14 protein-coding genes are annotated in these 16,255 nt (G+C 75.1%); 7 read left to right on the top strand and 7 right to left on the bottom strand.

Going from position 1 to position 16,255, the window contains the following annotated elements; genetic code table 11:
- Window positions 1-67: 67 nt before the first annotated feature.
- Window positions 68-3,349, top strand: coding sequence for an AMP-binding protein (locus ACFY0O_RS31555; protein WP_388953094.1), 3,282 nt, complete (start codon window positions 68-70; stop codon window positions 3,347-3,349).
- A gap of 858 nt (window positions 3,350-4,207) precedes the next feature.
- Here ACFY0O_RS31555 and ACFY0O_RS31550 read toward each other — a convergent pair.
- Both ACFY0O_RS31550 and ACFY0O_RS31545 read right to left on the bottom strand, forming a co-directional pair.
- Entirely contained in the window at window positions 4,208-4,969 is a 762-nt protein-coding gene (locus tag ACFY0O_RS31550; RefSeq protein WP_388952995.1) for a thioesterase II family protein, read from the bottom strand.
- A 94-nt stretch (window positions 4,970-5,063) separates the two neighbouring features.
- The gene (locus ACFY0O_RS31545) at window positions 5,064-6,365 is read right to left on the bottom strand and encodes a PLP-dependent aminotransferase family protein (RefSeq protein ID WP_388952993.1); all 1,302 of its coding nucleotides are present in this window, start codon (window positions 6,363-6,365) and stop codon (window positions 5,064-5,066) included.
- Between the two features lie 213 nt (window positions 6,366-6,578).
- Here ACFY0O_RS31545 and ACFY0O_RS31540 point away from each other — a divergent pair, with 213 nt between their 5' ends.
- The 3 genes from ACFY0O_RS31540 (at window position 6,579) to ACFY0O_RS31530 (ending at window position 9,655) form a co-directional block, all read left to right on the top strand.
- A complete protein-coding gene (locus ACFY0O_RS31540; protein WP_388952990.1) occupies window positions 6,579-7,382 on the top strand; it encodes an alpha/beta fold hydrolase in 804 nt (267 codons plus the stop codon).
- Between the two features lie 185 nt (window positions 7,383-7,567).
- Window positions 7,568-9,058 (top strand): MFS transporter, encoded by a 1,491-nt coding sequence (locus tag ACFY0O_RS31535; RefSeq protein WP_388952989.1) that lies wholly within the window; start codon window positions 7,568-7,570, stop codon window positions 9,056-9,058.
- A 120-nt stretch (window positions 9,059-9,178) separates the two neighbouring features.
- A complete protein-coding gene (locus ACFY0O_RS31530) occupies window positions 9,179-9,655 on the top strand; it encodes a carboxymuconolactone decarboxylase family protein (protein WP_388952987.1) in 477 nt (158 codons plus the stop codon).
- A 4-nt stretch (window positions 9,656-9,659) separates the two neighbouring features.
- Here ACFY0O_RS31530 and ACFY0O_RS31525 read toward each other — a convergent pair whose 3' ends face one another.
- Together ACFY0O_RS31525 and puuE are read right to left on the bottom strand one after the other, a co-directional pair.
- The gene (locus tag ACFY0O_RS31525; protein WP_388952985.1) at window positions 9,660-9,881 is read right to left on the bottom strand and encodes a hypothetical protein; all 222 of its coding nucleotides are present in this window, start codon (window positions 9,879-9,881) and stop codon (window positions 9,660-9,662) included.
- Between the two features lie 187 nt (window positions 9,882-10,068).
- Window positions 10,069-10,974 (bottom strand): allantoinase PuuE, encoded by a 906-nt coding sequence (puuE, locus tag ACFY0O_RS31520; RefSeq protein WP_388952984.1) that lies wholly within the window; start codon window positions 10,972-10,974, stop codon window positions 10,069-10,071.
- Window positions 10,975-11,067: 93 nt separating this feature from the next.
- On the opposite strand from puuE, the gene ACFY0O_RS31515 reads away from it, so the two are divergent.
- Together ACFY0O_RS31515 and ACFY0O_RS31510 are read left to right on the top strand one after the other, a co-directional pair.
- Complete coding sequence (locus ACFY0O_RS31515) at window positions 11,068-12,168, top strand: LLM class flavin-dependent oxidoreductase (protein ID WP_388952982.1); 1,101 nt, start codon at window positions 11,068-11,070, stop codon at window positions 12,166-12,168.
- Window positions 12,165-12,827 carry a CE1759 family FMN reductase gene (locus ACFY0O_RS31510; RefSeq protein WP_388952980.1) on the top strand — a complete coding sequence of 221 codons (663 nt, stop codon included), beginning with the start codon at window positions 12,165-12,167 and terminating at the stop codon, window positions 12,825-12,827. Before ACFY0O_RS31515 ends, ACFY0O_RS31510 begins: the two co-directional genes overlap by 4 nt.
- Window positions 12,828-12,904: 77 nt before the next feature.
- Here the strand turns inward: ACFY0O_RS31510 and ACFY0O_RS31505 are convergent, their stop codons facing one another.
- A complete protein-coding gene (locus ACFY0O_RS31505) occupies window positions 12,905-13,516 on the bottom strand; it encodes a TOPRIM nucleotidyl transferase/hydrolase domain-containing protein (protein ID WP_388952978.1) in 612 nt (203 codons plus the stop codon).
- Window positions 13,517-13,591: 75 nt separating this feature from the next.
- Window positions 13,592-14,248, bottom strand: coding sequence for a hypothetical protein (locus ACFY0O_RS31500; protein WP_388952976.1), 657 nt, complete (start codon window positions 14,246-14,248; stop codon window positions 13,592-13,594).
- Window positions 14,249-14,391: 143 nt separating this feature from the next.
- Here ACFY0O_RS31500 and ACFY0O_RS31495 point away from each other — a divergent pair, with 143 nt between their 5' ends.
- Window positions 14,392-15,171, top strand: coding sequence for an SDR family oxidoreductase (locus ACFY0O_RS31495; RefSeq protein ID WP_388952974.1), 780 nt, complete (start codon window positions 14,392-14,394; stop codon window positions 15,169-15,171).
- Window positions 15,172-15,185: 14 nt separating this feature from the next.
- On the opposite strand, the gene ACFY0O_RS31490 is transcribed toward ACFY0O_RS31495, so the two are convergent.
- Window positions 15,186-16,079, bottom strand: a complete 894-nt coding sequence (locus ACFY0O_RS31490; RefSeq protein WP_388952972.1) for a helix-turn-helix transcriptional regulator — start codon at window positions 16,077-16,079, stop codon at window positions 15,186-15,188.
- Window positions 16,080-16,255 lie beyond the last annotated feature (176 nt).

Genomic DNA, 16,255 nt, shown 5'->3' with positions numbered 1-16,255 from the left:
CAGGCCCGGCAGGGTCCGTCCCGCCCGGTGGCCAGGTGTCTTGAACGGCCGAACCGCTTCCCCGAAGGTGGGGGTGATCCGCGAGTTCCGCCGATTCCCGGGCCTGTCTGCTGAGGGGTTGATCTGTGTGCCTTCGTTCGGTGTGTCGTCCGCGCACGAAGGGATGTGGCGGGCGCAGAAGATGGCGCCCGACACGCCCAACCACGCGCTGACCATGTGGGACGTGGCCGGTGCGCTGGACGGGGAGGCCATCGCGTCCGCGTTCCGGCACGTCATGGACGAGGCGGAGGTCCTGCGCGTCAACTTCGTCGACGAGGGCGCCGGACTGCGGCTGGTCCCCCGGGAGCTGGGGGACTGGCAGCCGTTCCTCCTCGACCTGTCCGCCGAGGCCGACCCCGAGCGGGCGGCCCGCGAGGCCCTGGCCGACCTGGTGCGCCAACCCTTCGACCTGGAGCGCGACCTGCTGTTCCGGCTCGGCGTGGTCCGGCTCGCGGCGGACCGCTCCCTGCTGGTGATCGCCTACCACCACCTCATATCCGACGGCTTCGGCGCCGGCGGCCTGCTCTCGCGCCGACTCGCCGAGGTGTACACGGCGCTGGTGCGCGGCGAGGCGGTACCGGAGCCCGCGCACCCGTGGGACGCGGAGTCCTTCGCGGCCGAGGCGGTCGAGTACCTCGCCTCCCCGCGGTTCACCGAGGACAGCGCCTTCTGGCGCGACTACCTCCAGGACGCCCCCGCACCCGCCCAGGTCCCCCGCGTCGTCCTCTCCGACGCCCAGCGGGCCGCCCTCTCCGAGCCGCTGAGCAGCGCCGACCGCTGGTCGGAGGTGGCCGAGACCATCGGCATGGTGAGCCGGACGCTGACCGTCCCGCGCGCCGAGGCGGACGCCTGGACCGAGGCCGCCCAGTCCCTGGGCGTGTGGACCTCGCAGCTGCTGACCGCCGCCACGGCCGTCTTCCTGCGCCACCGCTGCGACCGGCCCGAGTTCCTCTTCTCCCTGGCCGTCAGCAACCGGGTCGGCGTCGCCAGCCGGACCCCCGGCCTCGCGGTCAACGTGGTGCCGGTCCGCGCGAAGGTGCCGCTCGGCGCCACCTTCGCCGAGGTCGCCGAGGCCCTCGCCGACGAGACCTACGAGATCTTCGACCACACCGCCTGCCACTACTCGGACATCCAGCGCGCCGCCGGGACCGTGCTGAGCGGCCGCGGCAGCTTCGGCGCCGTCGTCAACGTCGTCGAGTTCGCGGAGCAGCTCCACTTCGGCGACAGCCCGGCCCGCTACTCCGGCGCGACGACGGGCACCTTCGAGGAGCTGTCGATCGGCGTCTACACCGACGGCGGCCCCGACAGCGACCTGTACGTCCGCCTCGACGCCCCCGCCGGCCTCTACCACCGCGCGGAACTGCGGTTCATCGGCGAGGAACTGATCGCCCACGTCCGCGCCGCGGTGGCCGGCGCCGACCGGCCCGTCGGCGCGCTGGAGGTGCCGGCCGGCACGGGACCGGAGCACCTGCCGACGGCCCCGGACGCGGAGGCTGACGCGGCCCTGGACGCGGACGCGCCCGAGGCGGAACTGAGCATTCCGGAGCTGTTCGCCCAGCAGGTCCGCCGGGACCCCGACGCGCTCGCGCTCGTCTCCGGCGACCTCGCGCTCTCCTACCGGGAGCTCGACGCCCGCGCGACCCGCCTGGCGGAGGCGCTGCGGCGGCTGGACGCCGGCCCCGAGACGGTCGTGGCCGTCGCGCTGCCCCGCTCGGCCGACCTGGCCGTGGCCCTGCTGGGCGTGGTGAAGGCAGGGGCGGCCTACCTGCCGCTCGACCCGGCCGCCCCCGCGGAGCGGATCGCCGAACTCGCCGCCGCCTCGGCCCGCTTCCTGCTCACCGGCGCGCCCGCCGCGCTCCCGGAGGTCCCCGGCCTCCCGGTGCTCGTCCTCGGGGAGCTCCTCGCCCAGGCCGAGGCCCCCGCCCCGCAGGCCGCACCCGCCCCGCACCCGGACGGCCTGCTGGCCGTACTGCCCGGCTCCGAGCCCGCCGACGGAGCCGCCGTCGCCCTGACGCACCGCAACCTGGCACGCTTCGTCCAGGACCGCCGCCGCCGGCAGACCGGCCGCGGCACCGTGCTCTGGCACGCCCCGCACACCGCAGGCGCGCTCGCCCTCGACCTCTGGACACCCCTGCTGAACGGCGGCCGCGTGGTCGTGGCCGCGCCGGGCGAGCTCGACGTCGACGCCCTCGCCGGGGCGTGCGAGACGGACGGCGTCACCACGGTGTGGCTGCCGGCCGGCCTGTTCTCGGCCGTCGCGGCCGACCGCCCCGAACGCCTCGCCGCCCTGCGCGAGGTGTGGACCGGCGGTGACCGGGTGCCCGCGGCCGCGCTGCGCCGGGTCCGCGAGGCCTGCCCGGACCTGACGATCGTCCACGGCCACGGCCCCGCGGAGACCACCGTCTCCGCCGCCCGCCACGTCCTGGCCGCGGGCGAACCGGTGCGTCACGCGGGCGCGGCCGGCCGCCCGGTCGACGGCGCCGCCCTCCACGTGCTCGGGCCGGGCCTCGCGCCCGTCCCCGTCGGCGTCGTCGGCGAGCTGTACGTGGCCGGCCCCGGCGTGGCCCGGGGCTACCCCGGCCGGCCCGGGCTGACCGCCGGACGCTTCGTGCCCTGCCCCTACGGCCCGCCCGGCACGCTCATGTACCGGACCGGGGACCGGGTGCGGTGGGGCGGCGACGGCCTCCTGGAGTACGTGGGCGGGGACGGGACCCGGGCGGAGGTCCGCGGCGTCCGGGTCGAGCTCGCCGAGATCGAGGAGGTGCTCGCCGAGCACACCGCCCTCGCGGGCTCCGCGGTGGCCGTCCGCGCGGACGGCACCGGCCAGCGGCGGCTCGTGGCCTACGTGGTCCCGGTGCCCGGCCGGACCGTGTCGGCCGAGGAGCTGCGCCGGTTCGCCGCCGGCTGGCTGCCGGAACCCCTCGTCCCGGCGGTGTTCACCGTGCTCGCACGCCTGCCGCTGACGGCCGACGGACGGCTGGACCGGGCGGCGCTGCCGGAGCCCGAGACCGCCGGCGGGACCTACCGGGCCCCGCGCAACGACACCGAGCGGGTGCTCGCCAAGGCCTTCGCCGAGGTGCTGGAGCTCGACCGGGTGGGCATCGACGAGGACTTCTTCGACCTCGGCGGCAACTCCCTGCGGGCCATCCGGCTGGTCGGCCTGATCCGGGCGGAGCTCAACCAGGAGGTGTCCATCCGCAGGCTCTTCGCGGCGCGCACGGTCACCGGCCTGTCTGACATGTGGAAGGACCTCTCCCGCTCCAGCCGCCCAACCCTGAGCCGCCGCACAAGAAACGGCGCAGTCCTCTGACCCCCCACCCCCGCGGCCCGGCCACACCCAGCCGCCACCCCGCACCACCCGCCCGGGGCCGTCCCGGCACGATGCACCGGACCACGCCCCGGGGCCCCGCCCCAGGCGATGTGCCGCTCTACGCGCCGCGGCCCCGCCTCGGGTGATGTGACGGCCCCCCGCCAGGGCCACGCCCCGGGCGACACGCCGGGCCACCCGCCGGGGCCACGCCCCGGCCGATGCGCCGGGCCCCCGCCAGGGCCGTGCCTCAGGCGACGTCCCGGTCTACGCGCCGGGGCTACGCCTCGGGTGATACGCCGGGCCACGGGCCAGGGCTACGCCCCAGGCCATGTGCCGGCCCCCCGCCAGGGCCAGGCCTCGGGCGATGTCCCGGGCCCCCCGCCAGGGCCACGCCCCGGACGATGTGCCGGGCCCCCCGCCATGGCAACGCCCCAGGCGATGTGCCGGTCTACGCGCCGGGCTACGGGCCACGGGCCAGGGCTACGCCCCCGGGTGGTGTGCCCCACGGGCCGGGGCCGCGCCCTTGGGTGACGTCCCGGGCAACGCACCCGGGCTACACCCGGGGCGTGTGCCGCGCCACGCGCCGGGGCCGCGCTCCGGGCGACGTCCCGGGCCACCGAGCGGGCTACGCCGCGGTGATGTGCCGGGCGACGAACCGGGCTACGCCTGGGGCGTGTGCCGGGCCACGCGCCGAGGCCATGCCCCGGGCGATGTGCCGGGCCGCCGCCTGGGGCCGCGCCTCGGGTGCCCACCTGGGCCGCGTGCGGCGTGGTACGGCGGGCGGGCCGTGTGGAGCCCGGTGGGATCCACACGGCCCGTTCGCCCCCGCGCGGCCCCTCGCGGCCGGACGGGCTCGGCTCAGAAGGCGGAGGTCCCGGCCAGCAGGCCCTCCGTGACGGCCGAGGCGACCGGGCCCAGCTGCGCGTCGAGGTAGAAGTGGCCGCCGGGGAAGACCTCCAGGGCGCACCCGGCCGTGGTGTGCTCCCGCCACGCCCACGCCTCCCCGACCGTCACCATCGGGTCCCGGTCCCCGACCAGGGCCGTCACCGGCACGGACAGCGGCTCGCCGCCGCGCCAGGCGTAACCGGCGACGACGCGGTAGTCCGCGCGCAGCGCCGGCAGCACCATCTCCAGGACCTCCGGATTGTCCAGCAGGGCCTGGTCGGTACCGCTCAGCGTGCGCACCTCGGCCAGTACGTCGGCGTCGTCGTAGTGCAGGTAGTGCGCGCCGGAACGGGTGCCCGGCGCGCCCCGCCCGGAGACGAACAGCCGCTGCGGGCCGGGCAGTCCGGCCCCTTCCAGCCGGCGGGCCGTCTCGAAGGCGACGAGCGCGCCCATGCTGTGTCCGAACAGCGCGTAGGGCCGTCCGGGATCCGCGGCCAGGGTGCGGGCCAGTTCCCCGGCCACCGCCCCGACCAGCGGCTCCAGTTCCGTGAACGGCTCCTCGCCGAACCGGTCCTGTCGGCCCGGGTACTGCACGGCCAGCACGTCGAGCTCCCCGGCCAGGGCGTGCGCCAGGGGCTTGTACGCCGTCGCGGATCCCCCGGCGTGCGGGAAGCACACGAGCCGCGGACCGCGCCCCGCTGCCGTGGAGTAGCGCCGGAACCAGGTGCTGTTCACTGTCGTGTGTCCCTTCGTCTGGCGGGCGCCCCCGGGGGTCCCAGGGGTCCCAGGGGTCCCAGGGGTCCGGGGGTCCCGGGCGGTTCCGCCGCCGTCAGACCGCCTCGGGCGCCGGCGTCCGCCGCCACGCCAGGCGGCCGGGGCCCGAGGCGGCGTGGGCGAGCGCCGGTTCGGCCTCCAGCACGGCGGCCAGCCGGCGGACGCCCTCGCGGATCCGCTCCGGCGTCGGGTAGCAGTAGGACAGCCGCATCCGGCGGCTGCCGAGCCCGTTGGTGTAGAAGCCGGTGCCCGACGCGTAGGCCACCCGCGCGGCCACCGCCCGCGGCAGCATCGCCCGCGTGTCCACGCCCTCGGGCACCTTCACCCACACGTAGAAACCGCCCTCCGGCTCGGTCCACGAGCACCCCGGCGGCAGGAACTCCTCCAGGGCGCGGAGCATCGCGTCGCGGCGCTCGCGGTAGTTCTCCCGGAAGGTCTCGATCTGCCCCTGCCAGTCCTGCGTGGCCAGGTAGCGCGAGACGATCATCTGGTTGAGGGTGGGCGGGCACAGCATGGCGGACTCCGCGGCCAGCACCAGCTTCTCCCGCACGGGGTGGGGCGCCAGCACCCAGCCGACCCGCAGGCCCGAGGCGAAGGTCTTGGAGAACGAGCCCAGGTAGACCACGTTCTCCGGGTCCAGGGAGTGCAGCGCGGGGCGGGTGCGGCCGTCGAAGCCGAGCAGCCCGTAGGGGTTGTCCTCGACCACCAGCACCCCGTACGCGCGGCAGATCTCCAGGACCTCCGCGCGCCGCCCGACCGCCAGCGTCACCCCGGACGGGTTGTGGAAGTTCGGGACCGTGTACAGCAGTTTCACCCGCCGGCCGGCGTTCCTGGCCTGCCGCAGCGCCGCCCGCAGGGCCTCCGGGACCAGCCCGTGCTCGTCCATGGCCACGTGCGCCACCTCCGCCTGGTAGGCGGCGAAGGAGCCCAGCGCGCCGACGTACGAGGGGCCTTCGGCCACCACCACGTCGCCCGGGTCGCAGAACAGCCGGGCGACCAGGTCCAGGCCCATCTGGGAGCCGACCGTCACCACGACGTCCTCCGGATGGCCGGTGATCCCCTCCAGCGCCATGACCTCGCAGATCTGCTCCCGCAGCAGGGGCAGGCCGTGGGCCGAGGCGTACTGGAGCGCCGTCAGGCCGTGCTCGGCGACGATCCGCGAGGTTTCGGCCGCGAGCCTCTCCAGCGGCAGCGCGGCCAGGTTGGGCATCCCGCCGGCCAGCGAGACCACCTCGGGCCGGCTGGCGACCGCGAACAGGGCCCGGATCTCCGAGGCCGTCATGCCCGCGGTCCGGGCGGCGTACCGGCCGAGATACGGATCGGGGGCGCCGCGGCCGTCCTGCGGACAGTGACCCATCGCGTCTCCCCACACCTCGTCCGGCCCTGGCGGCCAGCATCGGAGCCCCCGCTCGTGACCTCCTCAATTCCCTCTCGCGGGATGGCCGGAAGCAGCCGCTGCCCGCCGGTCCGCCAACCGATCCATACAACTGTCTTGAACAACCGTCATAGACATGCGTATAGTCGATTGCGTCAGCCCGCCCCGCCCCAACCCGACCGAGGGAGCCCCGACATGACCGCCACCGCCACCGCCCAGCCCACCCGCGCCACCCTGACCCTCGACGGCCGCGCCCTCTCCTACCTGGACTTCGGCGGCACGGGCCGCCCCATCGTCGCCCTCCACGGCCACCTCTCCGAAGGCGCCTCCTTCACCGCCCTGGCCGCCGCCCTCGGCCCCCAGTGGCGGGTGATCGCCCCCGACCAGCGCGGCCACGGCGACTCCGACCGCGCCCCCGAGTACACCCGCGCCGGCTACCTCGCCGACCTCTTCGCCCTCCTCGACCACCTCGGCATCGACCGCGCGGTCTTCCTCGGCCACTCCCTCGGCGCGATCAACGCCTACCACCTGGCCGCCGAACGCCCGGAGCTGGTCGAGGCGCTGATCGACGTCGACACCGCCGCCGACCTGCCCGACCACGGCGCCGGCCCGCTCGACTTCGTGCTGAACCTCCCCTATACGGCGCCCACTTCCGAGGAGCTCGTCGCCGCCTGCGGGCCCCTCGCCCCGTTCCTCGGGCTGGTGATGCGCCCGCTGCCCGACGGCTCCGGCTGGCGGCTGCCCTTCCACCCCCAGGACACGGTCGACTCCGAGACCCGGGTCCGCGGCGACCACTGGCGGCAGTGGCTCGCCACCGACTGCCCCGCCCTGCTGATCCACGGCCTGCGCAGCCAGGTCCTCCCCGAGGAGCAGGCCCGGGCCATGGTCGCCCGCCGCCCCCACACGGCCTACCGGGCCCTGGACAGCGACCACTTCGTCCAGCAGGCCGACGCCGACGGCTTCGCCGCCGCCGTCCGGGAGTTCCTCGCGACCCTCTGATCCGAAGGGCCCTGACCCGGCCTCACCACCCCCCGCCCCCCGGCCCGTTCGAGCCGGGGGGCGGTGTGCGTATGGCGAAGGCCTGTTGCGCACGACGTTCCATTCTGCGTACGGTGTTCGCATCAAGCAACGCCGTACGCCACCCGGGCGTCGGCCCCGCCCGTGAAGCCGAGAGGGAACCACCCATGGAAACCCGCAACCCACGCCGCTGGTGGATCCTGATCGTGCTGTGCCTGAGCTCGCTGGTCCTCGTCGTCGACTCCATGGCGCTGACCGTCGCGGTCCCGTCCATGACCGCCGACCTCGGCGCGAGCGCCCAGGACACGCAGTGGATCCTCGACTCCTACGTCCTGGTGTTCGCGGGCCTCCTGCTCACCTCCGGCAGCCTCGGCGACCGGTTCGGCCGCCGCCGGATCATGCTGATCGGCCTCCTCCTCTTCGGCGCCGCCTCGCTCGCCGCGACCTTCGCCGCCAACCCGCCCGAAGTCATCGCCGTACGCGTCGCCATGGGCGTCGGCGGGGCGCTGATCATGCCGTCCACCCTGTCCATCCTCATCACCGTCTTCGACGAGGAGGAGCGGCCGAAGGCCATGGCCGCCTGGGGTTCCGTCTCGATGCTCGGCCTGGTCGGCAGCCCCGTCCTCGGCGGCGTCCTGATCGACCGGTTCTCCTGGCAGTCGATCTTCCTGATCAACGTCCCGGTCGTCGCCCTCGCCGTCGTCGCCGCCCTCACCCTGATGCCGGAGTCCAAGGGCCCCTGGCAGAAGGCCGACCCGCTGGGCGCCGTCCTGTCCGTCACCGGGATGACCGCCCTGGTCTGGTGGATCATCGAGATCCCGCAGCACGGAGCCTTCGGCGGCCGCGGCGCCCTCACCCTGGCCGTGGCCGTCGTCGCCCTCGCCGGCTTCGTGGTCTGGGAGAACACCACCGCCTCCCCGATGGTCCCCCTCGTCCTCTTCAGGAACCGCAACTTCAGCGGCGGTTCGCTCTCCCTGACCCTGGTCCAGATCGGCAACGGCGGCCTGCTGCTGGTCCTCACCCAGTACCTCCAGTTCGTCCTCGGCTACTCGCCCCTCGAAGCGGGCCTCGCCTTCGTGCCGCTGGCCGTCGCCGCCCTCATCGGCAACGGCGCCGGCGCCGGGCTGGCGGCCCGGATCGGCAACCGCCCGCTGATCCTGGCCGGGATGCTCGTGATGGCCTCCTCGTTCGCCCTCCTGACCACCGTCTCCGCCGACACCGGCTTCGCCGTCCCGGCGGTCGCCCTCGGCCTCCTCGGCCTCGGCGCCGGTCTGGCCATGCCGGCCGCGGTCGGCGCCCTGATGGGCACCATCCCCGAGGAGCGGGCGGGCGTCGGATCGGCCCTCAACGACACCATCCAGCAGGCCGGTACCGCCCTCGGCATCGCGATCCTCGGCTCCCTGCTGACCAGCGGCTACACGGCGAAGATGCCGGCCGGCGCTCCCGCCGGGGCCCGGCACTCGCTCGCCGGGGCCCTGGCCGCCGCCCCCGGTGACGCCGCCCTGCTGCGCACCGCCCGCGAGGCCTTCACCTCCGCGATGGCCACCACCTTCACCGTCAGCGCCGCCGGCCTCCTGGCCGCCGCCCTGCTGGCCACGGTGGTCATGCGCGACAAGAAGAAGCCCGCCCCGGCAGCGGAAGCCGAACTCGCCGCCTGACCGGCCCTCCTGACGGCCCGGCGAGACGCAGGTCACACCGGCGCACCTGTCACAGAACGCCGGCACCCGGCGTCTGGTGGGCGTATCCCCGAACGCACCACCGCGAAGGAGCGGCACACCATGGACGCACGCCTCGACTACTTCGGCAGCGCCACCGCCGGCAAGGCCCTCAAGCACGTCACCTCGGCCGGCAGGGCCGTCAAGGAATCGCCCCTGCCGGCCACCACGCAGGAACTCGTGGCACTGCGGGTGAGCCAGATCAACGGCTGCGCGGTCTGCATCGACCTCCACACCAAGGAGGCCGCGGCGGCGGGGGAGACCGACGTACGGCTCCACCTGGTCGCCGCCTGGCGCGAGGCCACGGTCTTCACCGAAGCCGAACGCGCCGCCCTGCGGCTGGCCGAGGAGGGCACCCGGATCGCCGACACGGCCGGCGGCGTCGGCGACGAGGCCTGGGCGCAGGCCGCCGCGCACTACGACGAGGAGCAGCTCACCGCCCTCGCCCTGCTGATCTCCTTCATGAACATGGTCAACCGGCTGAACGTCATCGCCCGCCGCCCGGCCGCCGGCGACTACGTGGCGGGCCAGTTCGGCTGACCCGTCAGCCCTGCACCCTCGCCATGGCCTGCGGCGGAAGGTGACGGGCCAGCACCTCCAGGGCGTCGGCCACCTCCTGGAGGTGCTCGGGCGCGGCGTCGCCCAGGGCCGCGGCGAGGGTGTCCGCGACGGTCCCGGCCCGCACCTCGGCCACCCGGCCGGACACCTCGGCGGCCTGGGTGACCAGCATGCGGCGGCGGTCGGCGGGGTCGGGGGCGGTCACCACGGCGCCGGCCTCCTTGAGGCCGTCCTCGTCGCCGGAGCGGCCGCCTGCCTGCTGCTCCGCACCCCCACCAAGCGCACCCAGCCGGCCCCGGCCCCGGCGTCCGGCCGCTGAGGGTCGGACCCCTCCGACGGCACCGCTGCCGGCGCCCCGCCACCTGGGCGCCGGCCCGGCGCGTGGCGCGCGCGGCTCAGTCCGGCGGATGCGCGGCGAGCCAGTGCCGCGCGATCTGCTCGCGCGTGGCGACCCAGCCTCCGCCCAGCTGCGCGACGTGCCGCAGGAAGCCGTCGAGGGCCCGGATCCGTCCGGGCCGCCCGATGATCCGGCAGTGCAGGCCGACGCTCATCATCCGCGGCCGGTCGGCCCCCTCCGCGTGCAGCGTGTCGTAGGTGTCGACCAGGTACGCGAGCATGTCGTCCGCGGTGGTGAACCCGTGCACGATCAGGAACTTGAAGTCGTTGGCGTCGAGGCCGTACGGCACCACCAGCCGCTGCCGCCCGCCCACCCCGACGTAGAACGGCAGGTCGTCGGAGTAGTCGTCGGAGTCGTACAGGAACCCGCCCTCCTCCGCCACCAGCCGCCGCGTCCGGGCGCTGGCCCGCCCGGTGTACCAGCCCACCGGCCGGCGCCCCACGAGCCGCTCGATGGTCGCGGCCGTCCGCGCGATGTCGGCCCGCTCGGCCTCCTCCGGCACCTCGCGGTAGTCGGTCCACCGCCACCCGTGACCGGCCACCTCCCACCCCGCGGCCCCCATCGCCCGCGCCGCGCCGGGATTGCGCTCCAGGGCCTGCCCGACGGCGAAGACGGTGAGCGGTGCACCGTGCGCGGAGACGGTCCGGTGCACCCGCCAGAACCCGGCCCGCGCCCCGTAGGCGAACATCGACTCGGCGTTCAGGTCCCGCCCGCCCTCCACCGGCGGCGCGCCCACGATCTCGTGCAGGTACCCCTCGGAGCCCGCGTCCCCGTCGAGGACGCTGCGCTCGGCGCCCTCCTCGTAGTTCAGCACGAGGCTCACGGCCACCCGCGCCCCGCCGGGCCATCCCGCGTGCGGCGGCTGGGCCCCGTAACCGACGAGATCACGCTCAGTCCCGGACACGCCCCGCACCCTATCGCCGTCCCCGGGAATACCCCGGCGACACCCCCGGTTGCGCGGTATAGTTGAATTCTCAACAACCCTGGAAGGGGAGCCATGCAGTTCGGGATCTTCACCGTCGGCGACATCACCACCGACCCCACGACCGGACGCGCACCCGGCGAACACGAGCGCATCAAGGCCATGCTCGCCATCGCGCAGAAGGCCGAGGAGGTCGGCCTCGACGTCTTCGCCACCGGCGAGCACCACAACCCCCCGTTCGTCCCCTCCTCGCCGACCACCCTGCTCGGCTACATCGCCGCGCGCACGGAGAACCTGATCCTCTCCACCTCCACGACGCTGATCACCACCAACGACCCGGTGAAGATCGCCGAGGACTTCGCGATGCTCCAGCACGTGGCCGACGGCCGCGTCGACCTGATGCTGGGCCGAGGCAACACCGGCCCGGTCTACCCCTGGTTCGGCAAGGACATCCGCGACGGCATCGACCTCGCCATCGAGAACTACGCCCTCCTGCGCCGCCTCTGGGACGAGGACACCGTCACCTGGAAGGGCAAGTTCCGCACGCCCCTCCAGTCCTTCACCGCCACCCCCCGCCCCCTCGACGGCGTCGCCCCCTTCGTCTGGCACGGCTCCATCCGCTCGCCCGAGATCGCCGAGCAGGCCGCCTACTACGGCGACGGCTTCTTCCACAACAACATCTTCTGGCCCGCCTCCCACACCCGGCAGATGGTCAACCTGTACCGCGAGCGCTACGCCCACTACGGGCACGGCACCCCCGAGCAGGCCGTCGTCGGCCTCGGCGGCCAGGTCTTCATGCGCAGGAACTCCCAGGACGCCGTCCGCGAGTTCCGCCCGTACTTCGACAACGCCCCCGTGTACGGCCACGGCCCCTCCCTGGAGGAGTTCACCTCCCAGACCCCCCTCACCGTCGGCTCGCCGCAGCAGGTCATCGAACGCACCCTCGCCTTCCGCGACTACGCCGGCGACTACCAGCGCCAGCTGTTCCTCGTCGACCACGCCGGGCTGCCCCTGAAGACCGTCCTGGAACAGCTCGACCTGCTCGGCGAGGAGGTCGTCCCGGTCCTGCGCAAGGAGTTCGCGAACCTCCGCCCCGCCGGCGTCCCGGACGCCCCCACCCACGCGGCCCGCGTCGCGGCCGCCGCGGCCACCGCCGGCGAGGAGGCCCGCGCATGAAGCTCGTCGTCGTGTCCGCCGGCCTGAGCTCCCCCTCGTCGACCCGCCTGCTCGCCGACCGCCTCGCGGCCGCGACCCTCGCGGCCGCCGGCCCCGCCCGCCGGGACCTCCAGGTCCAGGTCGTCGAAGTGCGCGACCTCGCCACCGAGATCGCCCAGCACCTCACCGCCGGCTTCCCGCCCGCCCGCCTGGCCGCCGCCCTCGACGCGGTGGCGGCCGCGGACGCCCTGATCGCCGTCACCCCGGTCTTCGCCGGCTCCTACAGCGGCCTGTTCAAGTCCTTCTTCGACCTCCTCGACAAGGACGCCCTCACCGGCACCCCCGTGCTCCTCGGCGCGACCGGCGGCACCGCCCGGCACTCCCTGGTCACCGAACACGCCCTACGCCCCCTCTTCTCCTACCTGCGCGCCCTCGTCCTGCCGACCGCCGTCTACGCGGCCTCCGAGGACTGGGGCGAGGACGGCCTGGCCGGCCGCATCACCCGCGCGGGCACCGAACTGGCCCGCTCCCTGCCCGCCGCCACCACCCCGGACGTGGACACCACCGCCGCGGTGGCCGCGCCCCGCTCCCCGACCGGCGCGATCACCTCCCTGCCCCCGACGACCGCCGCCACCCTCACCCCCTTCGCCGAACGCCTGGCGGCCCTCCGGGTGGACTAGAGCCTGTCCGGCGGCAACGGCGGCCCCCGCATGGGCCAAGGGCTTCAACGAGGCCGGGCCCCGCCCCGCCGGTCCGGCTACAGCCGCCCGAGCAGCGCGTCCAGGGGGCGGGGCAGGAGCGCCGGATCGAGGGCCTCGGCCAGGAGGCCGCCGTAACGGATCTTCCGCCCCTTCTTCGTGCCGAGGAAGCGCCGCATCCGGTCCTGCGGGCTCCGCCCCCGCTGTGCGGGCTGGCGCGTGAAGGTCTGCCAGGGCGTGAGCTCGCCCTCGGCCTCGACGATCTCCTCCACCCGCGCCACCCCGAGCGCCCGGATCAGCTCCTCCTCAAGGTCCTTCACACAGACGAAGACCTCCCGGCCGGACGCCCCGGCGCGCTCCAGCGCCCGGTCGTAGAAGGGCCGTTCCCGCTCGTCGCACAGACCGGTGAGGCGCAGCCCCAGCCCCGGCGGCCCGAGCAGCCCGGCGTGCCGCCCGACGTTCATCGCACCGCCCATGGACAGCACGCAGACCCCCTCGGCCGCCAGGTCCCGGCCGAGCCGCCCGGTCAGGGCCTCCAGCGCGGCGAGGTCGCTGGGCCCCTCCACCAGCACCACGCCCCGTACCCCCCGGGCGGCCTCGGCGAGGCCGCTCCCGTCCCCGCCGGCCACCGCCCGGCCCACCGCTTCCCTGAACTCCCCGATGTCCGCCATGGCCCGATTCTGCTCCGCCCGCCGTGCACCGGGCACGCGATTTCCTCCCGGCCGGTCCGTCAGCCCGCCGGTCCCTCAGCCGACCGGTCCCACGGGCCGCTTGTAGTACCGCCACGGGAACCAGCCCGCACCCACCGGGACCCACCCCTCCGACTCCATCCGCCGGTGCCGCGCGGTGGAGGGGAGGGTGACCCGGCAGTGCTCCCACGGGTGGCCCGACGCCTCGACCTCGTGGAAGAAGGGCCCGTAGCCGACCATGTGCCAGCCGTCCCGTCCGGCCTCCTCCAGGGCGGCCATCTCGTTGAACGCGGTCAGCCCGCTGAGCGTGCGGCGCTTCGGCGCGCCCGGCCCCGCGGCGGCCGGCGCGGCCACGGCCTTGCTCGCGAACCGCTGCTGCGCGGCCTGCCGGCTCACCCCCAGCACCCGGCCCACGGTGTCCCAGCTGTGGCCCGCGGCCCTGGCCCCCTGGACCGCCTCGCGCAGCAGCCGGCTCGCCTCCTCGGCGCCGACGCGCGAGGCGTCGAGCAGGCGCAGGTACCCGTGGGCGTCGTGCTCGAGCGATGCGGCCAGCCCCTCGGGCGCTCCGAGCACCGCCGCGGCGATCCCCTCCCGGATCCGGTCCGTCTCCGCGGGCTCCAGCAGCGGCCCGTCACCCGTCGGCGCGGCGCTCATCGGCGCCGCCCGTGCAAAGAGGGCCGCGAGGCCCTCGACTTCAAGATCGACATGTGTCAAGAAAACCTTGACGCGCCTCACTTGTCAAGAATTTCTTGACGCCCGCGCCGCGCAGTCGTCGACCGTCACGCGGGAACACTCCTTACCCTGGACGCTCACGGCCGCGGCCGAGACCGCGGCCCCACCCCAGAAACGAGGCGACGATGGGCGAACTGGACGGCCGGACCGCACTGGTGACCGGCGGATCGCGCGGGATCGGGCGCGCGGTCGCGCTGCGCCTCGCCGCCGACGGAGCGCTGGTCGCGGTCCATTACGGCGGCAACGAGGCGGCCGCCGCGGAGACGGTGACGCGGATATCCGAGGCCGGCGGCCGGGCGTTCGCCGTGCGGGCCCGCTTCGGCGAGAGCGGCGCGCTGGACCGGCTGTTCGAGGGCCTCACCGCCGGACTGGCGGCACACGGCGCGGACGGCCTGGACATCCTGGTCAACAACGCCGGCATCCACTCCGTCAGTCCGATCGACCGGCTGACCGAGGAGGAGTTCGACCAGCTGCTGGCGGTCAACGTGAGCACCCCCCTCTTCCTGGTCCAGCGCGCCCTCCCGCTGCTGAGGGACGGCGGCCGGATCGTCAACATGGGCTCCGCCGCCACCCGTATCGCCAGCCCCCTCCAGATCGGCTACACCGCCACCAAGGCCGCCCTGGCCGCCCTCGCCCCCTCCCTCGCCCACGCGTTGGGCCCGCGCGGCATCACGGTGAACACGATCGCCGCCGGCGTGGTGCGGACCGACATGATCGCCGCCTATCTGAACGTCCCCGAAGCGGTCGCCGGGCTGGAGGCGATGACCGCCCTCGGCCGGGTCGGCGAGCCGGAGGACATCGCGGACGCCGTCGGCTTCCTGGCCGGCCCGCAGGGGCGCTGGGTGACCGGCCAGACCATCGACGTCTCCGGCGGCACCTACCTCGGCCCGCCCGCGACCGGCTGACCGCGCCCCGGCGGTCAGTCCGACGACGCCGACCAGGCGAGCAGCACGCGCAGGGCGTCGTGGTCGGGGGTGCCCGGTTCGGCGGTGTAGGTGATGAGGGCCTGGTCGGCGTCGTCGGCCGCGCGGAGGGTCTCGTACGAAAGCTCCAGCTCACCGACGACCGGGTGGCGGAAGCGCTTGCGGCCCGAGGTCTTGTCCTGCACCGGGTGCTCCGCCCACCAGCGGCGGAACTCCTCGCTGCGCATCGACAACTCGCCGATGAGCCGCGCCAGTTCCGGGTCCTGCGGCCGGCGGCCGGCCTCCAGGTGCAGGTAGGCCACGTTCTCGCGGGCGCAGCCGGTCCAGTCCGCGTAGAGCTCGCGGGCCGCCGGGTCGAGGAAGGTGGTCCGGGCGATGTTGCCCCCGCCCGGACCCCCGCCCGGGCCGCCCGAGGCGCCGAAGTCGCCGAGCAGGGCGCGCCCCGCCGCGTTCAGGGCCAGTACGTCCATCCGGCGGCCCATCACCATCGCGGGCACGTCGCGCAGTTCGTCGAGCAGCAGCCGCAGGATCGGCCGCACCCGCTGGGTCTCCCCACCCTCCCGGTCGGCGGCCGCACCGGCCTCCCGGCGGGCCGGCCGGGCGAGCTGGTGCAGGTGCCGGGTCCCGTCCCCGGTCAGCCGCAGCGCCCGGGCGAGTGCGTCGAGGATCCCCTCCGAGGGGTTGGGCACCCGGCCCTGTTCCATCCGCGTGTAGTACTCCACGCTCACCCCGGCGAGCCGCGCGATCTCCTCCCGCCGCAACCCGGCGACCCGGCGCCGGCCGCCGTAGTCGTGCAGCGCGACGTCCTCGGGCGTCAGGCGGGAGCGGCGGGTGCGCAGGAAGTCGCCCAGGCTGGTCGCGGCGGCGGCCGTCGGCGGGTTCACGGTCATGCCCCGATTGTGACCCCCGTCCCCGGTGCCCAGCCTGGCCCTGCCAGGGCCATGGTTCCGGCCAGGGCGCACGGGAGCGACGCGTTCAGGCCAGATGGGCGACGGTTTGTTCGGAATCGTCCCTTCCGGCACTAGCGTTCGATCCTTCGGCGGGGGCCTCGTCTCCCTCCGCCACG

The organism is Streptomyces sp. NPDC001594 (genome assembly GCF_042893675.1).
Taxonomy (GTDB): domain Bacteria; phylum Actinomycetota; class Actinomycetes; order Streptomycetales; family Streptomycetaceae; genus Streptomyces.
This window is presented reverse-complemented; position numbering and strand designations above follow the sequence as displayed.

What these genes read in the sequence shown, in the direction of transcription:
- ACFY0O_RS31515 (WP_388952982.1), top strand. Translation starts at nt 11,068, where the DNA reads ATGCAGTTCGGGATCTTCACCGTCGGCGACATCACCACCGACCCCACG.
- ACFY0O_RS31510 (WP_388952980.1), top strand. Translation starts at nt 12,165, where the DNA reads ATGAAGCTCGTCGTCGTGTCCGCCGGCCTGAGCTCCCCCTCGTCGACC.
- ACFY0O_RS31545 (WP_388952993.1), bottom strand. Translation starts at nt 6,365, where the DNA reads ATGGGTCACTGTCCGCAGGACGGCCGCGGCGCCCCCGATCCGTATCTC.
- ACFY0O_RS31535 (WP_388952989.1), top strand. Translation starts at nt 7,568, where the DNA reads ATGGAAACCCGCAACCCACGCCGCTGGTGGATCCTGATCGTGCTGTGC.
- ACFY0O_RS31540 (WP_388952990.1), top strand. Translation starts at nt 6,579, where the DNA reads ATGACCGCCACCGCCACCGCCCAGCCCACCCGCGCCACCCTGACCCTC.
- ACFY0O_RS31505 (WP_388952978.1), bottom strand. Translation starts at nt 13,516, where the DNA reads ATGGCGGACATCGGGGAGTTCAGGGAAGCGGTGGGCCGGGCGGTGGCC.
- ACFY0O_RS31495 (WP_388952974.1), top strand. Translation starts at nt 14,392, where the DNA reads ATGGGCGAACTGGACGGCCGGACCGCACTGGTGACCGGCGGATCGCGC.
- ACFY0O_RS31490 (WP_388952972.1), bottom strand. Translation starts at nt 16,079, where the DNA reads ATGACCGTGAACCCGCCGACGGCCGCCGCCGCGACCAGCCTGGGCGAC.
- ACFY0O_RS31530 (WP_388952987.1), top strand. Translation starts at nt 9,179, where the DNA reads ATGGACGCACGCCTCGACTACTTCGGCAGCGCCACCGCCGGCAAGGCC.